Below are 20,995 nucleotides of genomic sequence, written 5' to 3' on the forward strand. Positions count from 1 at the left end.
ACGAGGACTGCTCGCTGGCGCCGGGACGAAAGACTATGTCAACTCGCCTTCGGGAGCGCTACTAAGCCGGTCGCTTTCAGTAATCCGGAAGCGGCGCTGGTCCACCGCGCTCCCGGAACGCCACCTCGTCAGCGAGGTCGCGCATGAACGGATGCACAGTATTCGCCATGAAGATGACCGGCTGGTCCGTCGCGAGCAGGCGATCGAGCACCTCGCTTGCGCTCGTCGCGTCGGTATCGTGCGCTGTCGCCGGAACGTCGACGCGCCGCGCGAAGACACCGGTGTACGACCCGCCGACGTGGAGGCGGTCGATGAGCCCGCGGTCGGCGAGGATGTTGATGTACTCGACGAACGACGCAGTCCGACCACGGCGGTCGTGACGGAGGAACACGAACGGACAGACCAGTTCGGCGTCGTCCCCCGTCCCGACCAGCTGCCGCCGGAACAGCTCAGTGCTCTCGATCTCGTTGACCTTGGCCCCGTTGAACACGCGACCCCCGGGGAGGTCGACCCATTCGGGCTGGATGGTATCGAGCATCCGCTGGAGTTCGGCGTCCGGGAGGGGCGGCTCGTCGAGGTGTGTCAGAATGTGGTTCAGCGCGTGCACTGTCTCGGCACCGATGAGGTCACGATGGTGGTCGGGGACGTCGACCTGCTCTATCGTGGCGCCTCGTGCCTCGACCTCCTCCGTGAGGTACTCGTGGATGACACCGTGTTGTTCGGCGTTGATGACGTGACACCCCTCCGGTACGGACCGGGCGAACGAGCGAGCGATGGTCTGTCGCCGCTTGCCCAACGTGTCGTTGTGGTCCTGTCGGACGTTACAGAACAACAGGATATCTGGTTTGAGAAACTGCTGGTAACCAACTACGCGTCCTGTTTCATCCCGGCACTGCGCGTCAGTGCCCGTGAGAACGGCATCGACGACCTCGGCCAGGTCAGAATCGAAGTGGCGGCCACGCTCGACGAGAACGACGACCTGTCCAGTATCAGCTTCGACCTCCACGTCGAGGCGACACTCGGCGAGCAGGCCGACGCCATCGTCGAGTACGCACAAGACATCTGCCACGTTCAATCGGCGTTACGTGAGGGGTTACACGCCGACGTCTCAGTCACCGACGGCGCGTTCTGACGGTCGCACTACCCGCCGGACTGTACCCGCAGAACCTACTGACGGGGAGTTCGAGACCCGAACTGCGCGGCTCCGCGACGGTGGTGACGGACGCATCTCGTCGTGAACCGCGACGTCACTGCTCACTGTTCTACGGTGCGGCCCTCCGACTGAGCAACGTGGTCTGGACTCTGGGTCTGCACGGCCTGGCGTCTCGACTCTCGCCCCTTCGACTGCTCACCGCTCGAACGACGGGTCCTCGAGCGTGGCGATTCGCTCTCGTTCCGCTGCGTCCAGGCGCAGCCCGGCGGCGGCGAGGTTCGCGACGACGTGGTCGGCGTCGGTACTCGACGGAATCGGGACCACACCCTCGCTCACGTTCCACGCGACGACGACCTCGGCCGGCGACCGGCCCCGCTCGGCGGCGATGTCCGTCAGCACCGGTTCGTCCAGCAACCCCGGGGCCGACAGCGGCGAGTGGGCGACGACCCTGATACCCCGCTCGTGGCAGAACTGGACGAGGTCGGTCCGTGGCTGGTAGGGGTGGCGCTCGACCTGAACGAGTGCCGGCGGCACCGTGGCGACGTCGAGAACTGTCCGCAGTTGCGCCAGCGAGACGTTACAGACCCCGAGAGTTCGGGTCAAACCGCGCTCGTAGGCCGTCTCGAGGTGCGCCCACGACTCCGTGAGCGAGAGGTCCGCCGTCGCCCGGTCGCCCCGGTCGTCCGTCGGGAAGGTCAGTGCCTCCGCCTCGGCCGTAGGGCGCTCGGCGAGCCGTTCGAGCGGGCCCTGGTACTGCCAGGCGTCGGGCCAGTGGAGCGCGTAGCAGTCGAAGGCGTCGACGCCGAGCTCCTCGAGGCTCCCCGTACACGCCTCGACAACGTGCCCGTGGTTGGTGTTCCACACCTTCCCGAGCAGGAACAGCGTCTCGCGGTCGGGCGACCCCGGCGCGGCCAGCAGCTCGCCGATTCGGTGTTCGTTGCCGTACAGCTCGGCCACGTCGACGAGCCGGTAGCCGGCGTCGAGCGCCGTCGCGATGCTCTCGTCCCGGTCGACGTACTCGCCGTCGCCCCGGTAGCGCGAGCACCCGAAGCCGACAGGGGGCAGCCTGATGGCGGCAGTCCCCGGGGGGTCCCCCTCAGCGTTGCCGTGTCTCACATGCCGGTCGGGGTCCGGACGGACGATGGGCCGGGGCACGGGGTCGGCCGTCGCGCCGCAGTCGAGGACCGACACCGACCCACCATCCGCGGCGGCTCGTTCGATGGCCGCACACACTGCGACGACGTGTGCCCCCCGGCGGGCCGTCTCGCGCGGCTGGTGCCCGTCGGCGAGCGCCGCCGCGAACCGCTCGACACCGTCGAGGTACACCGTCTCGCGTCCGGGCGTCTGTGGGGGCATCGGCGTGTACTCGCGGTCGACGCGCCCGAACGACACCGACGTCCGGTCTGCCGAGAGCGCGCCGGCGTCCTCGAGGTACAGCGACCCGTCGTCGCCGTGCAGTTCCAGTCCGTAGAACTCGCGGGCGCGGTGCGGGGCGTAGAAACTGGCAGTCAGGCGCGCGACCGGGCCGTCGGCGAAGTCGAGCGTCGCTTCGACGTGGCTGGGCGCCGACGGCCGTCGGTCCTCGCGAGCCGGCCAGACGTCGAGCGCGTCCGCGACGCGCACCTCTGCGACGGGGCCGAACCACGCCACGAGCAGGCTGAGCGGGTACACTGCCCCGTCGTACAGCGGCCCGACCGACAGGAAGGCGTCGGGACGGTCGTGCCAGTCCGTCACCCGACCGACGTGGGCGTGGGCGTACACGAGTCCGACGCGACCCAACCGGCCGTCGGCGAGTGCCCGCCCGGCCAGCCGCTGGGCGTCGGCCTCGGGCGTGACCGGTGCACAGGCCAGTCCCCGGTCCGCGCGGTCGGCGACCGCCAGCAGGTCCGCGGCCGTCTCGCCGTCGAGCGCGAGCGGCTTCTCGCTGTAGACGTGACGTCCGGCCTCGAGACACTGCCGCGTCACCGTCGCGTGGGCCGTGTGACTTGTCAGGTTGACGGCGATGTCGGCGTCACACGTCGAAAGCGCCCGCTCCAGGTCGGTGAAGGCGGCAGCGTCGTGTTTCTCGCCGAAGTCAGCGGCTCGCTCGGCGTCGGTGTCACACACGCCAGCTAGCGACAACGGACTCCCCGGGAGGGCGTCAGCGTACTGGTGGGCGACCGACCCGGCGCCGACGAACAGACAGTTCACGGCCGTACCAGGGTCGGCCCGGACATAAATTCGGGTGCGCATGTGTCGGCAGCCGGAACTCTCGGTGACAGTCGTCGGCCGCGAGGAGCCAAGCGCAGTCAGTGGGCCTCTCGCCACCCGTCCAGCCGCGTCCGTAGTGCCGGGACGAACGCGGCTACGACGGCGAGCCAGATGCCGACCTCGAGGTAGAACGACGGCGTCCAGAGGTAGTAGAAGAAGAACTCGACCGGCGGGAGCGTGAGCGGTGACGCCGGGACCGCGAGCGGCCAGGCCAGGAACACCGTGTGCTCGGGGCGACCGTTGACGACCATGTGTACCGCGTCGAGGAGGAGGTGTGACACCCACCCAACTACGAGTGCGCGGCCGGCCCGGCTGTGGCGAGCGAGTGGCACCGCGAGGACGGCCAGCGTCAGCGCCGAGTGACCGACCGTCTGGAACAGGTCGAACACCCCGAGCATCCCGAGCGGCTTGTCGACGAGGTCCGGGAGGGCGGCCCCGGCGACCAGCCACGCCGACGAGAACCGCGACCAGCGCCCGAGGAGCGCGGCCACTGCGAGATGGGTCGGAAACAGCATACCCTCCAGTAGGCCGTTCGCGGTAATCTACGTTTGGCCTCCGGCACGCCGACGTGGCGGCGTCCCAGACTGCGATACCTGCGAGTGACGTCGGGCCAGTAATTTATTTTCCCGTGGGTCGACTACTCTGTATGAGCACCGCCACGGAATCCGGTTCGATGAACCTGGAGGGGCTGGAACCGCTGCACTACCTCGGCATCGTGCTGGCCGCTCTCAGCGGCGTCATCCACCTCTGGCTCGGCATCAGTTTCGTCCCGTCACCGCTCGGATTTTCCTTTCTCTTCGCGGGCGTCGTGTTCCTGCTCGCCAGCGTCGGCGTCGCGACGAACTACCGTCGGGGACTGCTCTACCGACTCGGCATCCCCTTTACGGCCGGGCAGATCGTCATCTGGTACGTCTTGAACTTCGCCGCCGGGCCGAAGTCGTTCCCCGCCGACGTGGGCGCACTCGGCGCGGTCGACAAGCTCGCACAGGTGGGACTGCTCGTCGTCCTGGTCCTCCTCCTCATGCGCGAGTAGTCTCTCGGAGTCCCCAGCGGGACCTCACACGGCGTACAGCAGGTCGTACTGATGGGCCACGTAGGTCAGTTCGCCGGCAGCCAGTTGCTCGCGGCGCGTTTCGAGCCAGTCGCCGACGCCGTCGACGGGCCGGTCGGCGAGCGCGTCGGCCACGAAATCGAGGATACACTCTAAGAAGTACCGCTCGTCGGCCGGGTAGCCGCCGTCGACCGGTCTGACGACCCAGTCCGAGGCACCGGCGGCGAGCAGGCGGCCGTCGGCGGTCCGGAACCGGTCCAGCAGGTGGCGGCCGGCCCGTGGATCCCGTCCCGGTCGCGCGGCGATGCTGTCGTGGTAGGCCCGCTCGACCCTGTCGTCGGCGGGGTGGTCCGGCTGGAACAGCGTCCCGCCGTCGAAGGTAATCGGGAGGTACGCCACGCTGCCGGGCGCGAGCGTCCGCTCCAGAGCGTCGAGGAGGTCTTCGAGCGAGACGAGGTCGGCGAACGCCTGTGCGACGACGAGGTCGGCGCCCGTCCGTTCGCAGGCCAGCGCGTCGCCGGCGGTGAACGACACCGAGAGCGCGTCGTCGCTGCCGACGCGGAACCCATCGCCGGTGCGCGTGACCGCGTATCCGGCGTCGCGGAGGTCCGCCGCCCGCTGCCGTCCGGCGTACGCCACCAGGTCGGCGTCCTGGTCGACGCCCCAGTACCGACCGTGCGTGACACCCCACTCCAGCAGTCTCGGCACGGTCACGCCGGTTCCAGCGGCGAACTCGACGATTTCGGGGTCGGGCGGGAGGGCCTCGAGGAGCCGCTCGCGGACCCGACGGTTCAGCGCCCGGTCGTCGACGGTGCGTTTGGCCTCGAGATACCGCACGCGAGCGTGGTCCATCGTCACAGCGACCGCTCGTAGCTCGCCCACCCCACGTCGTCCTCCCACATGCGGACGGTGAGGCGGTCGGGCGTCGGCGCGTCGAGTCGCTCGGCCACCTCGTCGGCGAATATCCGTGCGAAGCGTTCGACGCTCGGGTTCCCGTCGAACGCGGGTAGGTCGTTGAGCAACTCGTCGCGGTACCGGTCGGCCAGCGTGTCGAGGACCGCCTCGACGTCGTCGATGTCGACGAGGTAGCCGTACTCGTTGAGGTCCGGGCCGGCGAACCGCACGTGGGCCTCGTAGTGGTGGCTGTGGACCTCCCCCTCCGGTCCCGGGTCCGGGACGGTGAGGTAGTGCTGTGCGACGAAGTCACGCGAGACGGACAGTTCGTACATGGGCATGGCTTAGGGTCGGTCGTACGTGAAGACGGTCGTCAGGACGTCGGTGTCTCTGGTCAACAGCTGGTACGCGGTCGCCGCGTCGTCGAACGGCACCCGGTCGGTGACGAGACGGCCGAGGTCGTGGCGCTTGACCGCCTCGACGGCGCGGTCCATCCGGCGCTCCTTCGTCCACCGGCCGCGGCGCTCGGGCGATATCGTGCTTACCTGGCTCGAGAGCAGGTCGACACGGCCGCGGTGGAAGTGGCCGCCGAGGTCGAGTTCGGCCGGCTTGGTCCCGTACCAGGAGCCGACGACGACGCGCCCGTCGTAGCCGACTGTCTCGATGGCGTCGTTCAGCGCTGCCGGGTTCCCCGACACTTCGAAACAGAGGTCGGCACCCGCCGGGTCGCCGTCCCACGCTAGTTCGGCCACACCTTCGGGCGTCACCGTCTCCGTCGCGCCCAGCTCCCGCGCGAGGTCTCGGCGGGTCACGACGGGGTCGACGACGACCAGCGACTCCAGCGGGAACGACGAGAGCACCGCCGTCGTCGCCAGGCCAACGGGACCCGCACCGAAGACCACGACGCGTTCGCCCACGCGGGGCGTCGCGTCGAGGACGAAGTTCACCGCCGTCTCCGCCGTCGGAAAGAGCGTCGCCGTCTCGGTGTCGACGTCGCTGGGCACCCGGTACACGTCCGCCGGGTCCGCACAGAAGTAGCTCTCGTGCGGGTTGAAGGCGAACACGCGTTCGCCCCGCCAGTCGGGGTCGACGCGCGCTCCGGTCTCGACGACGCGCCCCACAGCTGCGTAGCCGTACTTGACCGGGTAGTCGAACGTGCCGTCGAGGGTATCGATGGTCTCGTCGACGGCCATCTCCGTGGGCACCTTGCCGTCGTAGACGAGCAGTTCCGTCCCGGGGCTCACGCCCGAGGCAGCCGTCTCGACCAGCAGTTCGTCGGGGCCGGGCGCCGGCTTCGGCGTCGGTTCGGTCGTCACTTCCCGGGGTCGCTGGAAGTAGAGCGCTCGTGCGCGCTCAGTCATCGCCACCCGCCTCGGCCGCCGCCGTCACCCACTCCCCGGTCGCACGCCCCGTCTCGAGTGCGTGTTTCGCCTCTCGGCCCGCCAGCTGGGCCGTCTCGCCGGTCCCGACGCCGACGCGCATCTCCACACCGACGGCCTCTCGGACCCCTTCGAGCACGTCGTCGTAGGCGCGCTGTGGGAGCCGAGGACAGACTGAGATGGCGTTGTCGCCGCCGACGAAGGACGTGACGGCACCGTGGTCGCGCATCTGGTCGGCCAGTTCCACGGCCGCCCGCCTGATGCGTCGCTCGGCGTCGAAGGCGTGCTGGCTGTCGGTGTACTGTCCGGTCGCGTCGACGACGTCGAAGTGCGCCACCGAGAGCGGACCCGTCGGCTCGCGCTCACAGGCCGTCGCCAGCCGCTCGGTCCTGTCCGCGTCCTGTGCGCTCCCGGTCGACTGCAGCGCCTCGGTCGCGGCCCCCAGCGCCGCGGCCGGCGTCCCGCCGGTCCCGACGCCGACGCTCGCCGTCACCGGATACTGGTGGCGGACGAGCTCCTGAAACCGCTGGTGCTCGCTCGGCGCGATGCGGTTCGTCACCGCGACCATGTTGTCGAAGCGCCCCGGAAAGACGTAGCCGTCGCGGCTCCCGACGAAATCCGCGAGGTCTGCGTACAGCCGCGATTGCAGGGCTTGCAGCGCGGGTTCCGGTCGCGGTTCCGGTGTCACGGTCCATGGACCGTAGTCGTCGAGCTGGACTAAGGACAGCTGGACGACGGACTCTGATCTCCCTGTCACAGACTTTCGTTGGTTCGCGCACGTATCATTCTTCGGACGTTCGCACCGTCACTGCGAGCCAGTCGCGGGCGAACACCGCGAGCGACGGGAGCAACACGACCGGTGCCAGCGTCCGGACGAGCGGTGTCGGCGCGACCGGAACGAGCGCCCACGTGATGAACACCATCTGGAGCGCCGCCAGCGGCCGTCGAAGGCGACTCGGCGGGAGGTCGCCGACGGTGCCGCCGCGGCGACGCCAGAGGGCACAGCCGCCCAGATAGCAGTACCGGGCGGCCGACAGGGACAGGTACCACGTCGGGAGCAAGCCCCACGCGACGGCGACGACCGGTGCGACGAGGAAGCCGGTGGTGTCGACGGCCATGTCGAGGCGCTCGCCCAGCCGTGTCTCGACGCCGACCGACCGGGCGACCGCCCCGTCGAACGCGTCGAGGGCCACGGCCGTCCCGTAGCCCACCGCCGGGAGCCACGCGAGGACGCCTGCGCCGTCCACGAACGCGAACCCCGCGACGCCGGCGACGAGGGCGGCGCGCGCGAGCGTGATTCCGTTGGCGACCCCGAGCGAGTCGAGCTGCGTGCCGTTCCGTCGCCGGAGCGAACCGCGGTGGCGCCAGAGGTAGACGGAGACGAACCCGACGACGAGTATCGCGGGCACGAGCCAGCGGACGGCGGCCGCGCGGGTCGCCACCTCGGCGACCCACCGGTAACCACCGGCCAGGAGGCAGACGGCCACCGCGGCGACGGCGACCCCCTCGACCGTGAGTCGACGACCGGCGAACAGCTCGCCTGTGGAGTCGTAACTCATCGGGGACCCTCCCGTCCGGCAGACCCGTCGGCACACGGCCGCCTTCCCCGCTCTTTACGGCCTCCCGGCTGGTCCATGCGCTCAGTGCGACCGCCTCGCTCATAAACGTGAAACCAAACAGAGATGGGTTTTAGTCTATCCCGACGAACCGGCGGTATGGCCCGGCTGGCCGTGCTGCACAACACGCTCGACCTCCGCGGCGGCGCCGACGCCGTCTGCGCCCACGTCTGTGAGGCGCTCCAGGACGACCACGACGTGACGCTGGTCACCGTCTCCCGGACGTCGCTCGCCACGCTCAACGACATGTTCGGGACCGACGCGAGCGTGCCCGTCCTGGCGCCACCAGCCGGCCACCAGCTCGCCGGCGCGCTCTCGCGGGCCGACGACTGGTTCGGCCCGCAGCTCCCGCTCCGGAGCGCGTTCCTGACCCGGTGGCTCCGGCGCCACGCCGCGGCGTTCGACCTCGTCGTCAGCACCGCAAACGAGTTCCAGCTGTCCGTCCCGTCGGTCCAGTACGTCCACTTCCCGCAGTTCAACGCCGCGGTCCCCGGCCCGGACGGAACCCACGGGGCGTCGCTGCCCAACCGGCTGTGGACTCGCGTCGCCGACCTCGCCGACCGGACGCTCCCGGCCGACGCGACGCTGGTCGCCAACTCCCAGTACACGGCCGCACACGTGGCGGCTCGCTACGGGCGAACCCCCGAGGTCCTCCATCCTCCCGTCGACCCTATTCCCGGCGAGCCGTGGTCGGCCCGCGAGCGAGGCGTCGTCACCGTCGGCCGCATCGCGCCCGACAACCGGACGCTCGACGCCGTTCGCGTCGTCGACGGCGCCCGGGAGCGCGGCCTCGACCTCCACCTCCACCTCGTCGGGTCCACGGCCGACGCGTACCAGTCCTACGTCGACCGCGTCGAGCGGGCCGTCGCCGCCCGCGACTACGTCACCCTCCACCGTGACCTGCCGCGCGACCGGCTCGAAGCCTTGCTCGGCGGCCACCGCTACGGCCTCAACCCGAAACACGGGGAGCACTTCGGGATGGCGCTCGCCGAGTACGTCGCGGCCGGGATGGTCCCGTTCGCCCACGACTCGGGTGGCCAGCGAGACGTCGTCGACGACGCCGCAGACCGGCTATACGGGACCGTCGAGGCGGCTGTCGAACTGCTGGTCGACGCCGTCGAACGGGACGCCAGGCCACGTCTCTCGCCGGACCGGTTCGCTGCCGACCGGTTCCATCAGCGGATTCGGCGACTCGTTCGGGACCGTCTGGCGCAGACCGGTTCGCGCGTCCGCTAAGGGACAACCTCGCACTCGAACGGAGTCAGTCCGAAAAGAGAGCGCCGTCCTGTACGCCGTCGCGGTAGACGGCCCGCAACCGCCTTATTCGAGGTCGAAGCGGTCGAGCCGCATCACCTTCTCCCACGCGTCGACGAAGTCGTGGACGAACTGCTCTTCCCCATCGTCGGCGCCGTACACTTCCGCGATGGCGCGGAGTCGGGCGTTCGACCCGAAGATGAGGTCGACGCGGGACCCCTGCCACTCGACGTCGCCGGTGTCACGGTCGCGCGCCTCGAACAGTTCGTCGGCGTCGTCGACCGCCTCCCACTCCGTGTCCATCTCGAGCAGGTTCACGAAGAAGTCGTTGGTCAGCGTCCCCGGTTCGTCGGTGAAGACGCCGAAGTCGGACTGCTGGTAAGTCGCGCCCAGCACCCGCATACCGCCGACCAGCGCCGTCATCTCGGCCGGCGTCAGGTTCAGCAGTTCGGCCCTGTCGACGAGCAGCTCCTCCGCCGGCAGGTCGGTGTCGTCCGGCTGGTAGTTCCGGAACCCGTCGGCTCTCGGCTTGAGCGCCTCGAACGACTCGACGTCGGTCTGCTCCTGCGTGGCGTCCGTCCGGCCGGGCTCGAACGACACGTCGACGTCGTAGCCGGCGTCCGCGGCCGCCTGCTCGACGGCGGCGGCCCCGCCGAGCACGATGAGGTCCGCGAGCGAGACTCTCGTCCCGTCGGACCGTGAGTCGTTGAACTCCGCCTGAATCCCTTCGAGGGTCTCGAGCACGGTCGTCAGCTGCTCGGGCTCGTTGACCTCCCAGCTCTTCTGGGGTTCGAGGCGGATGCGGGCGCCGTTCGCACCGCCCCGCTTGTCGCTGTCGCGGTACGTCGAGGCCGACGCCCAGGCGGTCTTGACCAGCTGGGCGACCGAGAGGTCGGATTCGAGGATCTCCGCCTTCAGGTCGGCGGCCGCGTCCTCGTCGATGACCTCGTAGTCGGCGTCCGGCAGCGGGTCCTGCCAGAGCATCTCCTCGTCGGGGACCTCCGGCCCGAGGAACCGGGACGGCGGGCCCATGTCGCGGTGCGTGAGTTTATACCAGGCCTTCGCGAAGGCTATCCCGAACGCCATGGGGTTCTCCTGGAACCGCTCGACGATCTCCCGGTAGTCGGGGTCGCGCTTCAGCGCGATGTCCGTCGTGAGCATCATCGGCGTGACCTTCTCCGACGACTCGTGGGCGTCGGGGACGCTCTCGACCAGGTCCTCGCTCTTCGGCGTCCACTGCCACGCACCGCCGGGCCCCTTCTCGGGCTCCCACTCGTAGTCGAGCAGGTTGTCGAGGTACCCCATGTCCCACTCGATGGGCGCCTCCGTCCACGGCCCCTCGATGCCGCTGGTGATGGTGTCAGCGCCCATGCCGCTGCCGTGCTCGTTCTCCCACCCGAAGCCCTGGTCCTCGATGGGGGCCGCCTCGGGCTCGGGGCCGAGGTTCTCGGAGGAGTCCGCGCCGTGGACCTTCCCGAACGTGTGGCCGCCGGCGATGAGCGCGACGGTCTCCTCGTCGTTCATCGCCATCCGGCCGAACGACTCCCGGATGTTCTTCGCCGAGGCCATCGGGTCGGGCTGGCCGTCCGGGCCCTCCGGGTTCACGTAGATGAGTCCCATCACGGTCGCGCCCAGTCCCTCCTGGAGCTCCCCGTCCTCGTCGAACCGCTCGGAGGCCTCCATCTCCGCTTCGGGCCCCCAGTCGGCGGCCTCGTCGGGCTCGAGGGCGTCCTCGCGGCCGCCGGCGAAGCCGAACGTCTTGAACCCCATCGACTCCATGGCGACGTTCCCGGCCAGAATCAGCAGGTCGGCCCACGAGAGCTTGCGCCCGTACTTCTGCTTGACGGGCCAGAGCAGTCGCCGCGCCTTGTCCAGGTTCGCGTTGTCGGGCCAGCTGTTGATGGGCGCGAACCGCTGTCGCCCGCCGCCTGCGCCGCCCCGACCGTCGCTGGTGCGGTACGTCCCGGCGCTGTGCCACGCCATCCGGATGAACAGCGGCCCGTAGTGGCCGTAGTCGGCCGGCCACCAGTCCTTCGAGTCCGTCATCAGTTCCTCGAGGTCCGATTTCACGGCCTCGAGGTCGAGCGACTCGAACGCCTCGGCGTAGTCGAACTCCTCGCCCATCGGGTCGACCTGGCGAGCGTTCTGGTCGAGAATCTGTAAGTTCAGCTGGTTCGGCCACCACTCCTGGTTGGACCTCGTCATGTTCGGCCGGTTGGCACTATCCAGTGTTAAGATTGTCTAATCCGGAACCGAATCTTCGTCCGAACACAAGTACTTTGCTCGATTGTCGAACTTTTCTCGACCGCGACCCAGTGTGTCGGCTCCGACCGGGGTGGTGCTAAGTATCCCGAACCGAACTACCCATGGCGTGGGATTATCGATAGGTTGACACGATACAACTGTTCCACGTGTCCTGGGCGCCACCGGCGGACTCCACGCTGACACAGCGCCGCCGGGTCGAAACGTCCCAAGTGTCCGACGGCCTCTCGACCGGTGAGCGACCTCAGTATTGTGTTAAATTCACGAATCGACTCTCGCTAGTTCTCCCTAACGCGTACAATATCCGATGGAAACCCACCTAAAACTCTTCTGTCCAGTCTAACTCGTCAGACCTTTTCTCACAAACTTGGAATTACTATACAATATTATAGCCCCGACGGTCGTATCCTCACCTGTGGTGAACGACCAATGACCGGATACGCAATCGTGCTTGCCTCGGGCAAGCTAGAGCGGTTACAGGCAGTAGCGAACATCGCGGCCGTCGCCGGGGCCTCGGACGTCCCCGTCGACATCTTCGCGACGATGGACGGACTCGAAGCGTTCGACGTTGAGACCATCGAGAACGGCGACTTCGAGATGGGTGCCATCGCGGAGGCCATGATGAACTCCGAGTCGACGAAGATGCCGATGTTCTACGAGTCCATCGGCCAGGCCAAGGAGATCGGTCCCGTCAGTGTCTACGCCTGCGAGCTGTCGATGGACATGCTGGGCAAGGACCTATACCAGTACGCGAACCTCTTCGACGACGTGCTCGGCGTCTCGGGGTTCCTGACCATGGCCGAAGACAAACAGGTGCTGTTCGTCTGAGGTGACTACAATGAGTGAATCCATTTCCCCCGACGTGACGGTCGATTCGCGCGGCGCCGCCTGCCCGGGTCCGCTGATGGACCTCATCGGCAAGATCAAACAGGCCGATTCGGGCACGGTGTTCGAACTACAGACCAACGACAGCTCGTCCAGCCACGACGTCCCCGAGTGGGTCGAGAAGGCCGGCCACGAGCTGCTCGACGTCGTCGAACACGGCGACGGGGAGTACTGGTCCATCTTCGTCGAGACGAGGGAGTGAGCACGCCATGACCCGAATCGTCATCGTCGGCGGGGGCACCGGTGGGACGGTTCTCGCGAACCGCCTCGCCGACAAACTCGCCCCCGAGATGAAGCGTGGCGACGTCGAGGTGACGCTCGTCAACGACGGCCCCGACCAGGTGTACAAGCCGACGTTCCTGTACATCCCGTTCGGCGAGGCCACCCCCGAGGACGCCCGTCAGCCCATCGTGGACCTCGTCGACCGCACGGTCGACTTCCGCGTCGACCGAGTGACGGCCATCGACACCGACGCCAAGCGCCTGGACCTCCAGCGCGACGGTGCCCTCGAGTACGACTACCTCGTGCTCGCGACCGGCGCGACCCTCGAACCCGACGAGGTCCCGGGCTTAGTCGAGGGCGGGCACCACTTCTACGATGCCGCGGGCGCCGAGCGGCTGCGTGACGCACTCGCCGAGTTCGAGGCGGGCCACCTCGTCCTCTCGGTCATCGGCGTCCCCCACATGTGTCCGGCTGCACCGGTGGAGTTCGTGCTGATGGTCGATGAGTGGCTGCGCGAACGCGGCCGCCGCGAGGACGTGGACATCACGTACACGTACCCCATCCAACGCATCCACGGGCTCGCGCCCGTCGCGGAGTGGGCCCAGCCGCTGTTCGACGAACGGGGTATCGAGGCCGAGACGTTCTTCAACCCCGAGTCGGTCGACCCCGACGAGCGGGTCATCGAGACGATGGAAGGCACCGAACTGGACTACGACCTCCTCGTGGCCATCCCGCCACACGGCGGGTCGCCGCTGGTCGAGGACGCGGGGCTGGGCGACGGCGGCTGGGTCGCCGTCGACAACCGGACGCTCGAGGCCGAACACGCCGAGGACGTCTACGCAATCGGCGACGCCGCCGACGTCCCCACGAGCAAGGCCGGCAGCGTCGCCCACTACCAGGCCGGCGCGGTCGCCGACCGACTCGCAAGCCAGGTCCGGGGACAGGTCCCGACCGCCGAGTACGACGGCAAGACGATGTGTTTCGTCGAGTCCGGGACCGACGAGGCGGCGTTCCTCGAGTTCAGCTACGACCGCCAGCCCGAACCCCGGGACCCGAACCAGTACGTCCACTGGGGGAAACTGGCCTACAACGAGGCCTACTGGCTGACCGCCAGGGGGCTCCTGTGAGGTGGCACCATGAGTGAACAGGAACAACAGGACGCGGCGACCGGGGACGAGTCTCCGGCCGACCCGTCCGCAGACGCCGAACAGCTGGCTGAACTCGCCGCGTCGGTCGACGGTAACGAGGCCGAACTCGCCGAACTGCTCGACCGCCTCGACGAGGTCAACGACCTGCTCGACGTCCTCGCGCTCGGCACGGGCGCGATGGACGACGAGATGGTCCAGACGCTCGCCGCGACCGGGGGCAACCTCGGCGCACTGGCCGACGCTGCCGCTGAACCGGCGACCGTCCGGGGCGTGGAGTCGCTGCTCCACGCCGTCGGCGACGCGACCGGCGACCTCGAGGAACCGCCCGAGCGGGTGGGCATCGTCGGCCTCCTGCGCGCCCTGCGCGATCCGGAGGTCCAGGCCGGCCTGGGCTTCCTCGTGACGGTCTCGAAGCACCTCGGTCGCGACCTCACCCGACGGTCGGAGCTCCGCCAGGAACTCGACGACGCGCCCACCGAGTGAGCGGCCCGGCGTGTCCGCGTCGTCGAGGCTGCTTCTCTTTCGGCTGGACGCCCGCCGTGTGAGTGCCCGGACCGCGCGCTGCGGCGATTCCACAGGCTTATCTGAAGAGTTGTTCAACTACTGCGTACATGGGACAGACGGACCGGCTCGAGCGGCTCATCACCGAGGAGTGCGGCGAGTGCTGCGACGGGGACGTAGACGAGCGACTCGACTCGCTGGCGGGCTATCGCGACTCGGTTCCGGCCGACACGGCGGCCGACCGGAGCGCGCTGCAGACCCTCGGGAACGAGACCCGGTACGCCATCGTCAGCCTGCTGGCTACGGCCGACCGGGAGCTGTGTGTCTGTGAGATTAATCCACTCTTCGACGTCAGCGACAGCGCGGTCAGCCACGCGCTCTCGGACCTCTACGACGCGGGGCTGGTCACGCGTCGGAAGGAGGGGACCTGGCGCTACTACGCCACGACCGAGCGGGCCGACGCGCTGCTCGCGGCCCTCGACGCGACGCGGGAGGAGGCCTGATGGCCGTCTCTGAACTGTGGGCCGTCGGCATGATTCTCGCGGCGTTCGCGGGCGGTGCCTTCGGCGCGTCGGTCGGGGCGCTCCCCTCGTTCTCGCTCGCGGGGCTGCTGGTCATCGTCGGCGAACTGTACACACTGGTCGGCAAGACCGTCGGGGTCGACGCGCTGCCGGTGGATATCACGAACGCCATCGGTTTCGGCGTGGTGCTGGGCCCACACGTCGCCTTCGGCGGCGGTGCGGCGGCGCTGGCCTACGCGTCGAAGCGCGGGTACGTCGACAGCGACGGCGAGCACTACCCGGCCAAGGATGTCACCCGCGGCCTCGGGAGCAAAGCCGACGTGCTCGTCGTCGGCGGCGTCTTCGGCGTCCTCGGCTACTGGGTCGCGACGCTCTCGAGTAGCCTCACGATACCGGTCGACCCCGTCGCGCTGGGCGTCGTCGTCTCGGCGCTCGCCCACCGGCTCGCCTTCGGCTACCCGCTCGTCGGCGCTGGCCCGCGCCAGTGGTTCGACATGACACCCGCCACGCGAGCCCGTGAGCCGACCCCGGAGGACCTCGCTCCCGACGGCGGCACCCCGTCGGTCGACCTCTGGCTCCCCTACCAGTACGAGTGGGGCGACGTCGCCGTCCTCGGTCTCGTGATGGGTGTCCTGGGGGGTTACGTCGCGTACGTCACCGCCAGTCCGTTCCTCGCCTTCGGCATCGCCGTCGTCGCGCTGTTCCTGCTGAGCGCGGGCGTCGCCGAGATTCCGGCCACGCACCACATGGTCCTCCCCGCCAGCACGGCGGTCCTGGCACTTATCGACGCGCCGTTCGGCGCGTTGACGCCCTCGCTCGTCACGGAGAGTGTCCCGCTCACCGTGGCGTTGCTCGTCGGTGCGCTGTTCGGTATCGTCGGTGCGCTGTTCGGCGAGGTGCTCCAGCGTGTCTTCTACGCACACGCCGATACCCACCTCGACCCGCCCGCGGCGAGCATCGTCGTCACCTCCCTCCTCATCGCCGTCCTCGCGATGGCCGGCGTCTTCGAGTCGGCGGTCTGGGTCCCGACGCCGTAAGCCGGCTTCGGGCCGGCCACCGCGAGACCTAGCTAGCCGGCGCTGCTGAAATACTGACTAACTGATACAACCGTCCTGCTGAGTATAGAGGATGTATGCAGCACGCCAGCCAAAGTAGTGTGCGCACACACTATCATTTATGAGGTGCGGTCTCTTACTCCCAAACATGAGTAGTGAGCGCGTCGATTCCGAGAGCAAGGTCTCTGGGAATCAAGCGAATATTCCTGCTCGCATCCGTCGAGAGCTCGATATCGACGATGGTGACAAACTTCGTTGGTGTATCGAGGACGATGGAACCCTCCGAGTCACAGTTATTCAGCAACGTCGTGGTACGTTCGGTGACTTCGACGGCTACGACGGTGACGAAGAAACCGCAGTTACGACCGACCACGATGCCTGGGGTGTCGACGTCGAATAGATGCCACGGGCACTCGTAGATACGACCCTTCTCTTTGCTGCGGCGTATCGTCCCGACAGCGCACACGACGACGCGGTCCCAATTCTTCGGGGCATTGATGCTGCCGACCTCCCCGAAGCGGTGGTCCTCGATTACGTCCTTGCGGAGACGCTCAACGGGTTGACGACGCACGCAAGTCACGATGCCGCGACGGACTTCCTCGACCGAATCGAGGAAAATACCCGGTTCCACATCGACTCACTCACGGGGGACGCCTTCGCGACGGGAAAAGCACTCTTCCGGCGGTACGAGCAGTTTTCGTTCGTCGATGCCTGCATCGTCGCCTACATGCAGACCGAAGGACTCGGCTACCTCTATGCGTTCGACGACGACTTCGACGCTGCTGAGGACGTCTACCGCCTCGATACTGCTACCAATCCGTACCAACCAGAATGACCGACTCGTGCCCTATATTCAGCACGACTCCTGAAACCTATCCCCAACTGAGGGTTTCAACAGAGCCATCTATCCGGCGCTGCTGGTGACAGGTATGGCAGACGTCGTCTGGGCGGTCCGGCACGGCGAACGACAGGACACCGTCGACCCGAACTGGGCGGACCACGCCGGGCGACTCCACGACCCACCGCTGACGGAACTGGGTCGCTGGGCGGCGTGGCGAGTCGGTCGCCGGTTCGCCGACGCGGGCCCGCGGTTCGACGCCGTGTTCGCCTCGCCGTTCCTCCGGACCGTCGAGACGGCCGCGGAGATCTGTGCCGAGACCGGTCACGAGATGTGGCTCGAACCCGGGCTCGGGGAGCACCGCAATCCCGAGTGGTTCGACGCCGAGCCCGAGACCCTGTCCCACGAGCAGTTAGCCGAGCGGTTCGACCCGGTTCGACTGGACCACGACCCCTATCTCCGACCCGAGTTCCCCGAGAGCCACGCCGAGGCGATGGACCGGGCCGGCGAAACCGCCCGCTCGCTCGCCGACCACGTCCCGGGGACACTCCTCCTCGTCGGCCACGGTCTCACTATCGGCGGCGTCGTCCAGGGGCTGGTCGGGTCGGCCGACGGGGCCGATGCACCGCTCTGTGGACTCACCCGACTGGAACGCGACGGCGACGGCTGGCGACTCGACTTCTCGGGGGATACGACGCATCTGGACGTCTGAAAAGAGCGGTCTCGGCGGCGTCAGTCGTCGGCTTCGGCCGACTCCGCACGCGGCACCGTCACGTCGGTCAGTCCGGCCTCGATCTCCTCGCGGCGGTCCCCGAACTGCCCGGGGAGGACGAGCCGGCCACCGAGGTCGTCCAGCGGCTCGTCGCTGGTGTAGCCCGGGCCGCTCGTCGCCAGTTCGAAGAGGACGCCGTTGAACTCCCGGACGTAGACCGAGCGGAACCAGTGGCGGTCGATCTGGTTCGTCGGCCGCAGGCCGAGCGACTGGATGGCGTCGCGCATCGCCGTCTGGTCCTCGTCGGTCGGCGTCTGGAAGGCGACGTGGTGGACGGTGCCGTGGCCCTGGCGGCCGCCCTGGATGGTTGGGAGGACGTCGACGTACTTGCCGACCGGGCCCGCGGCGGCGAAGCGCGTCCGCTCGTCGCCCGGCGTGTCACCCGGCGACTCCTCGGTGCCGACTTCTTCGAGCCCCATCGTCTCTAGGACCTCGACCGTCCGCTCGGGGTCGGGCAGCCAGAGCGTCACGGAGTGGAACCCGCGGATAGCGTGTTCTTCGGGGACGAACTCGGTCCAGGGGACCGTCGGGTCGTCGTCGGGAATCTCGACTGCCACCAGCTCGACCGGGAGGCCGTCGGGGTCACGGAAGGGCAGGACCGTCTCTGCTCGCGGTTCGTCACCGCTCGCGTCTCCCGAGTCGCGATGCGACTCGCCACCGAACCGCTCGACGCGCTCGTCGTAGTCTACGCCGTACTCGTCGAAGCGGTCCTCCCAGTAGTCCAGGCTGCCCTCGGGGACGCGGAAGGCCGTTCTGGAGACTTGGCCGGAACCGACCTTCCCCTGGCGCATGCCTTCCCAGGGGAAGAACGTCATGCTCGTTCCGGGGGTGCCCTCGGCGTCCGCGAAGAAGAAGTGGTAGGTGCCGGGGTCGTCCTGGTTGATCGAGCGCTTGACCAGCCGGAGGCCGAGCGTCTCGACCCAGAAGTCCATGTTCCGCTGTGGGTCGCCCGCGATGCAGGTGACGTGGTGGATACCGGGTGTGGTGTTCGGGTCAGTCATCACCCGTAGTACGGGCTGGACGGACTTCAATTCGTGCTGACATCGGTGTTACCAGGACCGGTACCACGCGACTCGTCGCCACTGCCCGACTGCTCGGCGAGTCCGTCGGAGAACAGTGCGTACCGTCTCAGGTCTGGTCGGCTTCGGGGTTGTTCGTCCGCCGGTAGGTGCCGACCATCTTCCAGAGGGTGTCGTTGAGATCGCCGTCGGTCGCCTCGCTCTCGATCTGTCGGTACAGGTTCTCCGGGACATCGATTCGGGGCATCACCTGTCCATACTGACTGTGGGAACATAAATTGTATCTGACACGGAAGCGAGTAAACGATTCGACGCGGACACACCGAACCCGACGCTGTCTGTCGGGTATCGCTCACGAAGAAGTTCACTCAGTTCCGTGTACGTCTCGTCAGTTCGCGCGGTAGAGCCACTTCGCGCCGTAGGAGACGAACCAGGCCATCCAGACACAGAAGACGGCGAGCCAGGCGGTGTACTGGACCGTCGGTGTCGGGACGAGGACGTACGCGACGAGGAGCAGGCCGCCGATGCTGGCGGCGGCCGCGTAGTCGTACCGACTCAGGCCCGGCGGCGAGACCATCTCCCTACTGCGAGATACCGTACGTACTCCCCGTCCAGTCGCGGGCGGGCGTAGCGTACACCGGCTGTTCCCGGTCGATGTCGTCGATGCGCTGGTGGTCGGCGTCGTCCAGTTCCCAGTCGAAGACGTCGAGGTTCTGCTCGATGTGCTCGGCCGAGGTCGACTTCGGCAGGACGACCACGTCGTTCTCGACGGCCCACCGGAGGACGACCTGGGCCGGCGACTTGTCGTACTGCTCGGCGATGTCCTGGACCGTCTCGTCGCCCAGCACCTCGGTCCGGCCCAGCGGCGCGGCGGCCTCGACGACGGTGTCGGTCTCATCGCAGTACTCGACGACGTCGTCCTGGGTGTGCCAGGGCTGGTACTCGATCTGGTTGACGGCGATGGGCACGTCCGAGACGTGGTGGGCCGCGCTCAGCTGGTAGGCGCTGAAGTTCGAGACGCCGACGTTCCGGACCAGCCCCTCCTCGTGGAGGTGGGCCATCGCGTTCAGCGTCTCCCGCAGCGAGATGGCCGGGTTGGGCCAGTGGACCAGGTAGAGGTCGAGGTAGTCGGTGCCCAGTCGCTCCAGCGAGGCTTCACAGGAGGCGATGACCGACTCGTAGTCGAGGTTCTTCGGTAGCACCTTCGAGGTGAGAAAGAGCTCCTCACGGTCGTAATCGGCCAGTACCTCGCCGATCTCGGCCTCGTTCTTGTACCCCTCGGCCGTGTCGATGTGGGTGTAGCCGGCGTCGAGCCCGGCTCGCACGGAGTCCTTGACGGTCTCCCCGCCGATGTTCCACGTGCCCAGTCCGACCATCGGCAGTTCGTCACCGCTCGGTAGTGTCTTCGTCAGTTGCGTCATATCCGTGGCCACACCCCCCGCAGTCAAAACCGTTGGGCTCGCCGCCCGTTCCACTTTCACTTCCGCTCCCCATCCATGGCTCGACTTTAGGGCCGTCGGGTCGAAACCGGCCGACCGACTATGGAGATGCCCTCACTCGAACCGGGACTGACGTTCGTCGCCCAGCCCGACGGGCGCGGGGGAGTCGCGGCACTCGCCCGGCACGCCGACGCCACCGAGACGCTGTGGGTCGACGCCCGCGGGGCGGCGTCAACCTACGCGTTGACCGCCGACGCCGACCGGGGCGCGCTCCGCGGGCTCCGGGTCGCCCGCGCGTTCACCGCCCACCAGCACCACGAACTCGTCAGCCGGACCGTCGACGCCGCCTCGGCGCGGACCGACCTCCTCGTCGCCCCGAACCTCGCGGCGCTGTACGAGGCGGCCGACGGCCCCGAGTCCGAACGCGACCGCCTGTACGAGGCCACCTGCTCGCTGCTCGCCGCGCTCGCAGCGTCGATGGAGATACCGGTCCTGACCGGCGCGCCCGACGCCACCGACGCCCACCGCGAGACGCTCCGCGAGCGGTCTGCTCACGAAATCACGTGCCGGCCGACGGCGTTCGGTTACGCCGTCGACGCGCCGGGGTTCACCCAGTCGGGCTACTGGGGCGCGGGCTGGTGGCAGACGACCATCCCCTACTGGGTCGAGGTGTGTGGGGCCGTCGACCACGTCGAGGCGACCACGGCCGACCCCGTGGCGCTCGCCGTCGAGTGAC

26 protein-coding genes are annotated in these 20,995 nt (G+C 68.3%); 13 read left to right on the forward strand and 13 right to left on the reverse strand.

Translation table 11 applies throughout. The annotated features are described in order from the left end of the window. Nucleotides 1–76: 76 nt before the first annotated feature. Nucleotides 77–832, reverse strand: a complete 756-nt coding sequence (locus P1L41_RS06270; RefSeq protein ID WP_276298007.1) for a hypothetical protein — start codon at nt 830–832, stop codon at nt 77–79. On the opposite strand from P1L41_RS06270, the gene P1L41_RS06275 reads away from it, so the two are divergent. Then, nucleotides 806–1,132, forward strand: a complete 327-nt coding sequence (locus P1L41_RS06275) for an OsmC family protein (protein WP_276298008.1) — start codon at nt 806–808, stop codon at nt 1,130–1,132. The genes P1L41_RS06270 and P1L41_RS06275 overlap by 27 nt on opposite strands. A gap of 216 nt (nt 1,133–1,348) precedes the next feature. Here P1L41_RS06275 and P1L41_RS06280 read toward each other — a convergent pair whose 3' ends face one another. Together P1L41_RS06280 and P1L41_RS06285 are read right to left on the reverse strand one after the other, a co-directional pair. Next, entirely contained in the window at nt 1,349–3,343 is a 1,995-nt protein-coding gene (locus tag P1L41_RS06280) for an aldo/keto reductase (RefSeq protein ID WP_276298009.1), read from the reverse strand. Nucleotides 3,344–3,441: 98 nt separating this feature from the next. Next, nucleotides 3,442–3,918 (reverse strand): metal-dependent hydrolase, encoded by a 477-nt coding sequence (locus tag P1L41_RS06285; protein WP_276298010.1) that lies wholly within the window; start codon nt 3,916–3,918, stop codon nt 3,442–3,444. Between the two features lie 131 nt (nt 3,919–4,049). Here P1L41_RS06285 and P1L41_RS06290 point away from each other — a divergent pair, with 131 nt between their 5' ends. Then, nucleotides 4,050–4,436, forward strand: coding sequence for a hypothetical protein (locus tag P1L41_RS06290; RefSeq protein WP_276298011.1), 387 nt, complete (start codon nt 4,050–4,052; stop codon nt 4,434–4,436). A gap of 24 nt (nt 4,437–4,460) precedes the next feature. Here the strand turns inward: P1L41_RS06290 and P1L41_RS06295 are convergent, their stop codons facing one another. The 5 genes from P1L41_RS06295 to P1L41_RS06315 are packed head-to-tail and all read right to left on the reverse strand — an operon-like array spanning nt 4,461 to nt 8,286. Next, nucleotides 4,461–5,306, reverse strand: coding sequence for a class I SAM-dependent methyltransferase (locus P1L41_RS06295; RefSeq protein ID WP_379789149.1), 846 nt, complete (start codon nt 5,304–5,306; stop codon nt 4,461–4,463). Nucleotides 5,307–5,308: 2 nt separating this feature from the next. Continuing rightward, entirely contained in the window at nt 5,309–5,683 is a 375-nt protein-coding gene (locus tag P1L41_RS06300; protein WP_276298013.1) for a 6-pyruvoyl trahydropterin synthase family protein, read from the reverse strand. Between the two features lie 9 nt (nt 5,684–5,692). Then, nucleotides 5,693–6,709: a zinc-dependent alcohol dehydrogenase gene (locus P1L41_RS06305; RefSeq protein ID WP_276298014.1), complete on the reverse strand. Its 1,017-nt coding sequence runs from the start codon at nt 6,707–6,709 to the stop codon at nt 5,693–5,695. Continuing rightward, nucleotides 6,702–7,454: a GTP cyclohydrolase IIa gene (locus tag P1L41_RS06310; RefSeq protein ID WP_276298441.1), complete on the reverse strand. Its 753-nt coding sequence runs from the start codon at nt 7,452–7,454 to the stop codon at nt 6,702–6,704. Before P1L41_RS06310 ends, P1L41_RS06305 begins: the two co-directional genes overlap by 8 nt. 55 nt (nt 7,455–7,509) lie before the next feature. After that, on the reverse strand, nt 7,510–8,286 hold the full coding sequence (locus P1L41_RS06315; protein ID WP_276298015.1) for a CDP-alcohol phosphatidyltransferase family protein: 777 nt from the start codon (nt 8,284–8,286) through the stop codon (nt 7,510–7,512). Between the two features lie 156 nt (nt 8,287–8,442). Between P1L41_RS06315 and P1L41_RS06320 the strand changes: the two genes are divergently transcribed. Further along, nucleotides 8,443–9,579, forward strand: coding sequence for a glycosyltransferase (locus tag P1L41_RS06320; protein ID WP_276298016.1), 1,137 nt, complete (start codon nt 8,443–8,445; stop codon nt 9,577–9,579). An 84-nt stretch (nt 9,580–9,663) separates the two neighbouring features. Here the strand turns inward: P1L41_RS06320 and katG are convergent, their stop codons facing one another. Further along, entirely contained in the window at nt 9,664–11,802 is a 2,139-nt protein-coding gene (gene katG, locus P1L41_RS06325; protein ID WP_276298017.1) for a catalase/peroxidase HPI, read from the reverse strand. A gap of 486 nt (nt 11,803–12,288) precedes the next feature. Between katG and P1L41_RS06330 the strand changes: the two genes are divergently transcribed. The 9 genes from P1L41_RS06330 (at nt 12,289) to P1L41_RS06370 (ending at nt 17,741) form a co-directional block, all read left to right on the forward strand. Next, nucleotides 12,289–12,687 carry a hypothetical protein gene (locus P1L41_RS06330; protein ID WP_276298018.1) on the forward strand — a complete coding sequence of 133 codons (399 nt, stop codon included), beginning with the start codon at nt 12,289–12,291 and terminating at the stop codon, nt 12,685–12,687. 10 nt (nt 12,688–12,697) lie between these two features. Next, entirely contained in the window at nt 12,698–12,946 is a 249-nt protein-coding gene (locus P1L41_RS06335; protein ID WP_276298019.1) for a sulfurtransferase TusA family protein, read from the forward strand. A 7-nt stretch (nt 12,947–12,953) separates the two neighbouring features. Continuing rightward, nucleotides 12,954–14,093 (forward strand): NAD(P)/FAD-dependent oxidoreductase, encoded by a 1,140-nt coding sequence (locus P1L41_RS06340; protein WP_276298020.1) that lies wholly within the window; start codon nt 12,954–12,956, stop codon nt 14,091–14,093. 9 nt (nt 14,094–14,102) lie between these two features. After that, complete coding sequence (locus tag P1L41_RS06345; RefSeq protein WP_276298021.1) at nt 14,103–14,597, forward strand: helical membrane plugin domain-containing protein; 495 nt, start codon at nt 14,103–14,105, stop codon at nt 14,595–14,597. A gap of 128 nt (nt 14,598–14,725) precedes the next feature. After that, nucleotides 14,726–15,118: an ArsR/SmtB family transcription factor gene (locus P1L41_RS06350; RefSeq protein WP_276298022.1), complete on the forward strand. Its 393-nt coding sequence runs from the start codon at nt 14,726–14,728 to the stop codon at nt 15,116–15,118. Next, on the forward strand, nt 15,118–16,173 hold the full coding sequence (locus tag P1L41_RS06355) for a DUF7973 family transport facilitator (RefSeq protein ID WP_276298023.1): 1,056 nt from the start codon (nt 15,118–15,120) through the stop codon (nt 16,171–16,173). Before P1L41_RS06350 ends, P1L41_RS06355 begins: the two co-directional genes overlap by 1 nt. Nucleotides 16,174–16,339: 166 nt before the next feature. After that, complete coding sequence (locus P1L41_RS06360; protein ID WP_276298024.1) at nt 16,340–16,591, forward strand: AbrB/MazE/SpoVT family DNA-binding domain-containing protein; 252 nt, start codon at nt 16,340–16,342, stop codon at nt 16,589–16,591. Continuing rightward, on the forward strand, nt 16,592–17,026 hold the full coding sequence (locus P1L41_RS06365) for a PIN domain-containing protein (protein WP_276298025.1): 435 nt from the start codon (nt 16,592–16,594) through the stop codon (nt 17,024–17,026). Nucleotides 17,027–17,120: 94 nt separating this feature from the next. Further along, nucleotides 17,121–17,741, forward strand: coding sequence for a histidine phosphatase family protein (locus P1L41_RS06370; protein ID WP_276298026.1), 621 nt, complete (start codon nt 17,121–17,123; stop codon nt 17,739–17,741). A gap of 20 nt (nt 17,742–17,761) precedes the next feature. Here P1L41_RS06370 and P1L41_RS06375 read toward each other — a convergent pair whose 3' ends face one another. The 4 genes from P1L41_RS06375 to P1L41_RS06390 form a co-directional block, all read right to left on the reverse strand. Then, nucleotides 17,762–18,802, reverse strand: a complete 1,041-nt coding sequence (locus P1L41_RS06375; protein ID WP_276298027.1) for a VOC family protein — start codon at nt 18,800–18,802, stop codon at nt 17,762–17,764. 127 nt (nt 18,803–18,929) lie between these two features. Then, complete coding sequence (locus tag P1L41_RS06380) at nt 18,930–19,067, reverse strand: hypothetical protein (RefSeq protein WP_276298028.1); 138 nt, start codon at nt 19,065–19,067, stop codon at nt 18,930–18,932. Between the two features lie 141 nt (nt 19,068–19,208). Next, nucleotides 19,209–19,397 carry a hypothetical protein gene (locus tag P1L41_RS06385; RefSeq protein WP_276298029.1) on the reverse strand — a complete coding sequence of 63 codons (189 nt, stop codon included), beginning with the start codon at nt 19,395–19,397 and terminating at the stop codon, nt 19,209–19,211. A 4-nt stretch (nt 19,398–19,401) separates the two neighbouring features. Continuing rightward, nucleotides 19,402–20,241, reverse strand: coding sequence for an aldo/keto reductase (locus tag P1L41_RS06390; protein ID WP_276298030.1), 840 nt, complete (start codon nt 20,239–20,241; stop codon nt 19,402–19,404). 126 nt (nt 20,242–20,367) lie between these two features. Between P1L41_RS06390 and P1L41_RS06395 the strand changes: the two genes are divergently transcribed. Beyond that, nucleotides 20,368–20,994 carry a hypothetical protein gene (locus P1L41_RS06395; RefSeq protein ID WP_276298031.1) on the forward strand — a complete coding sequence of 209 codons (627 nt, stop codon included), beginning with the start codon at nt 20,368–20,370 and terminating at the stop codon, nt 20,992–20,994. Nucleotide 20,995 lies beyond the last annotated feature (1 nt).

It is taken from the genome of Haloarcula ordinaria (assembly GCF_029338275.1).
Classification (GTDB): domain Archaea; phylum Halobacteriota; class Halobacteria; order Halobacteriales; family Haloarculaceae; genus Haloarcula; species Haloarcula ordinaria.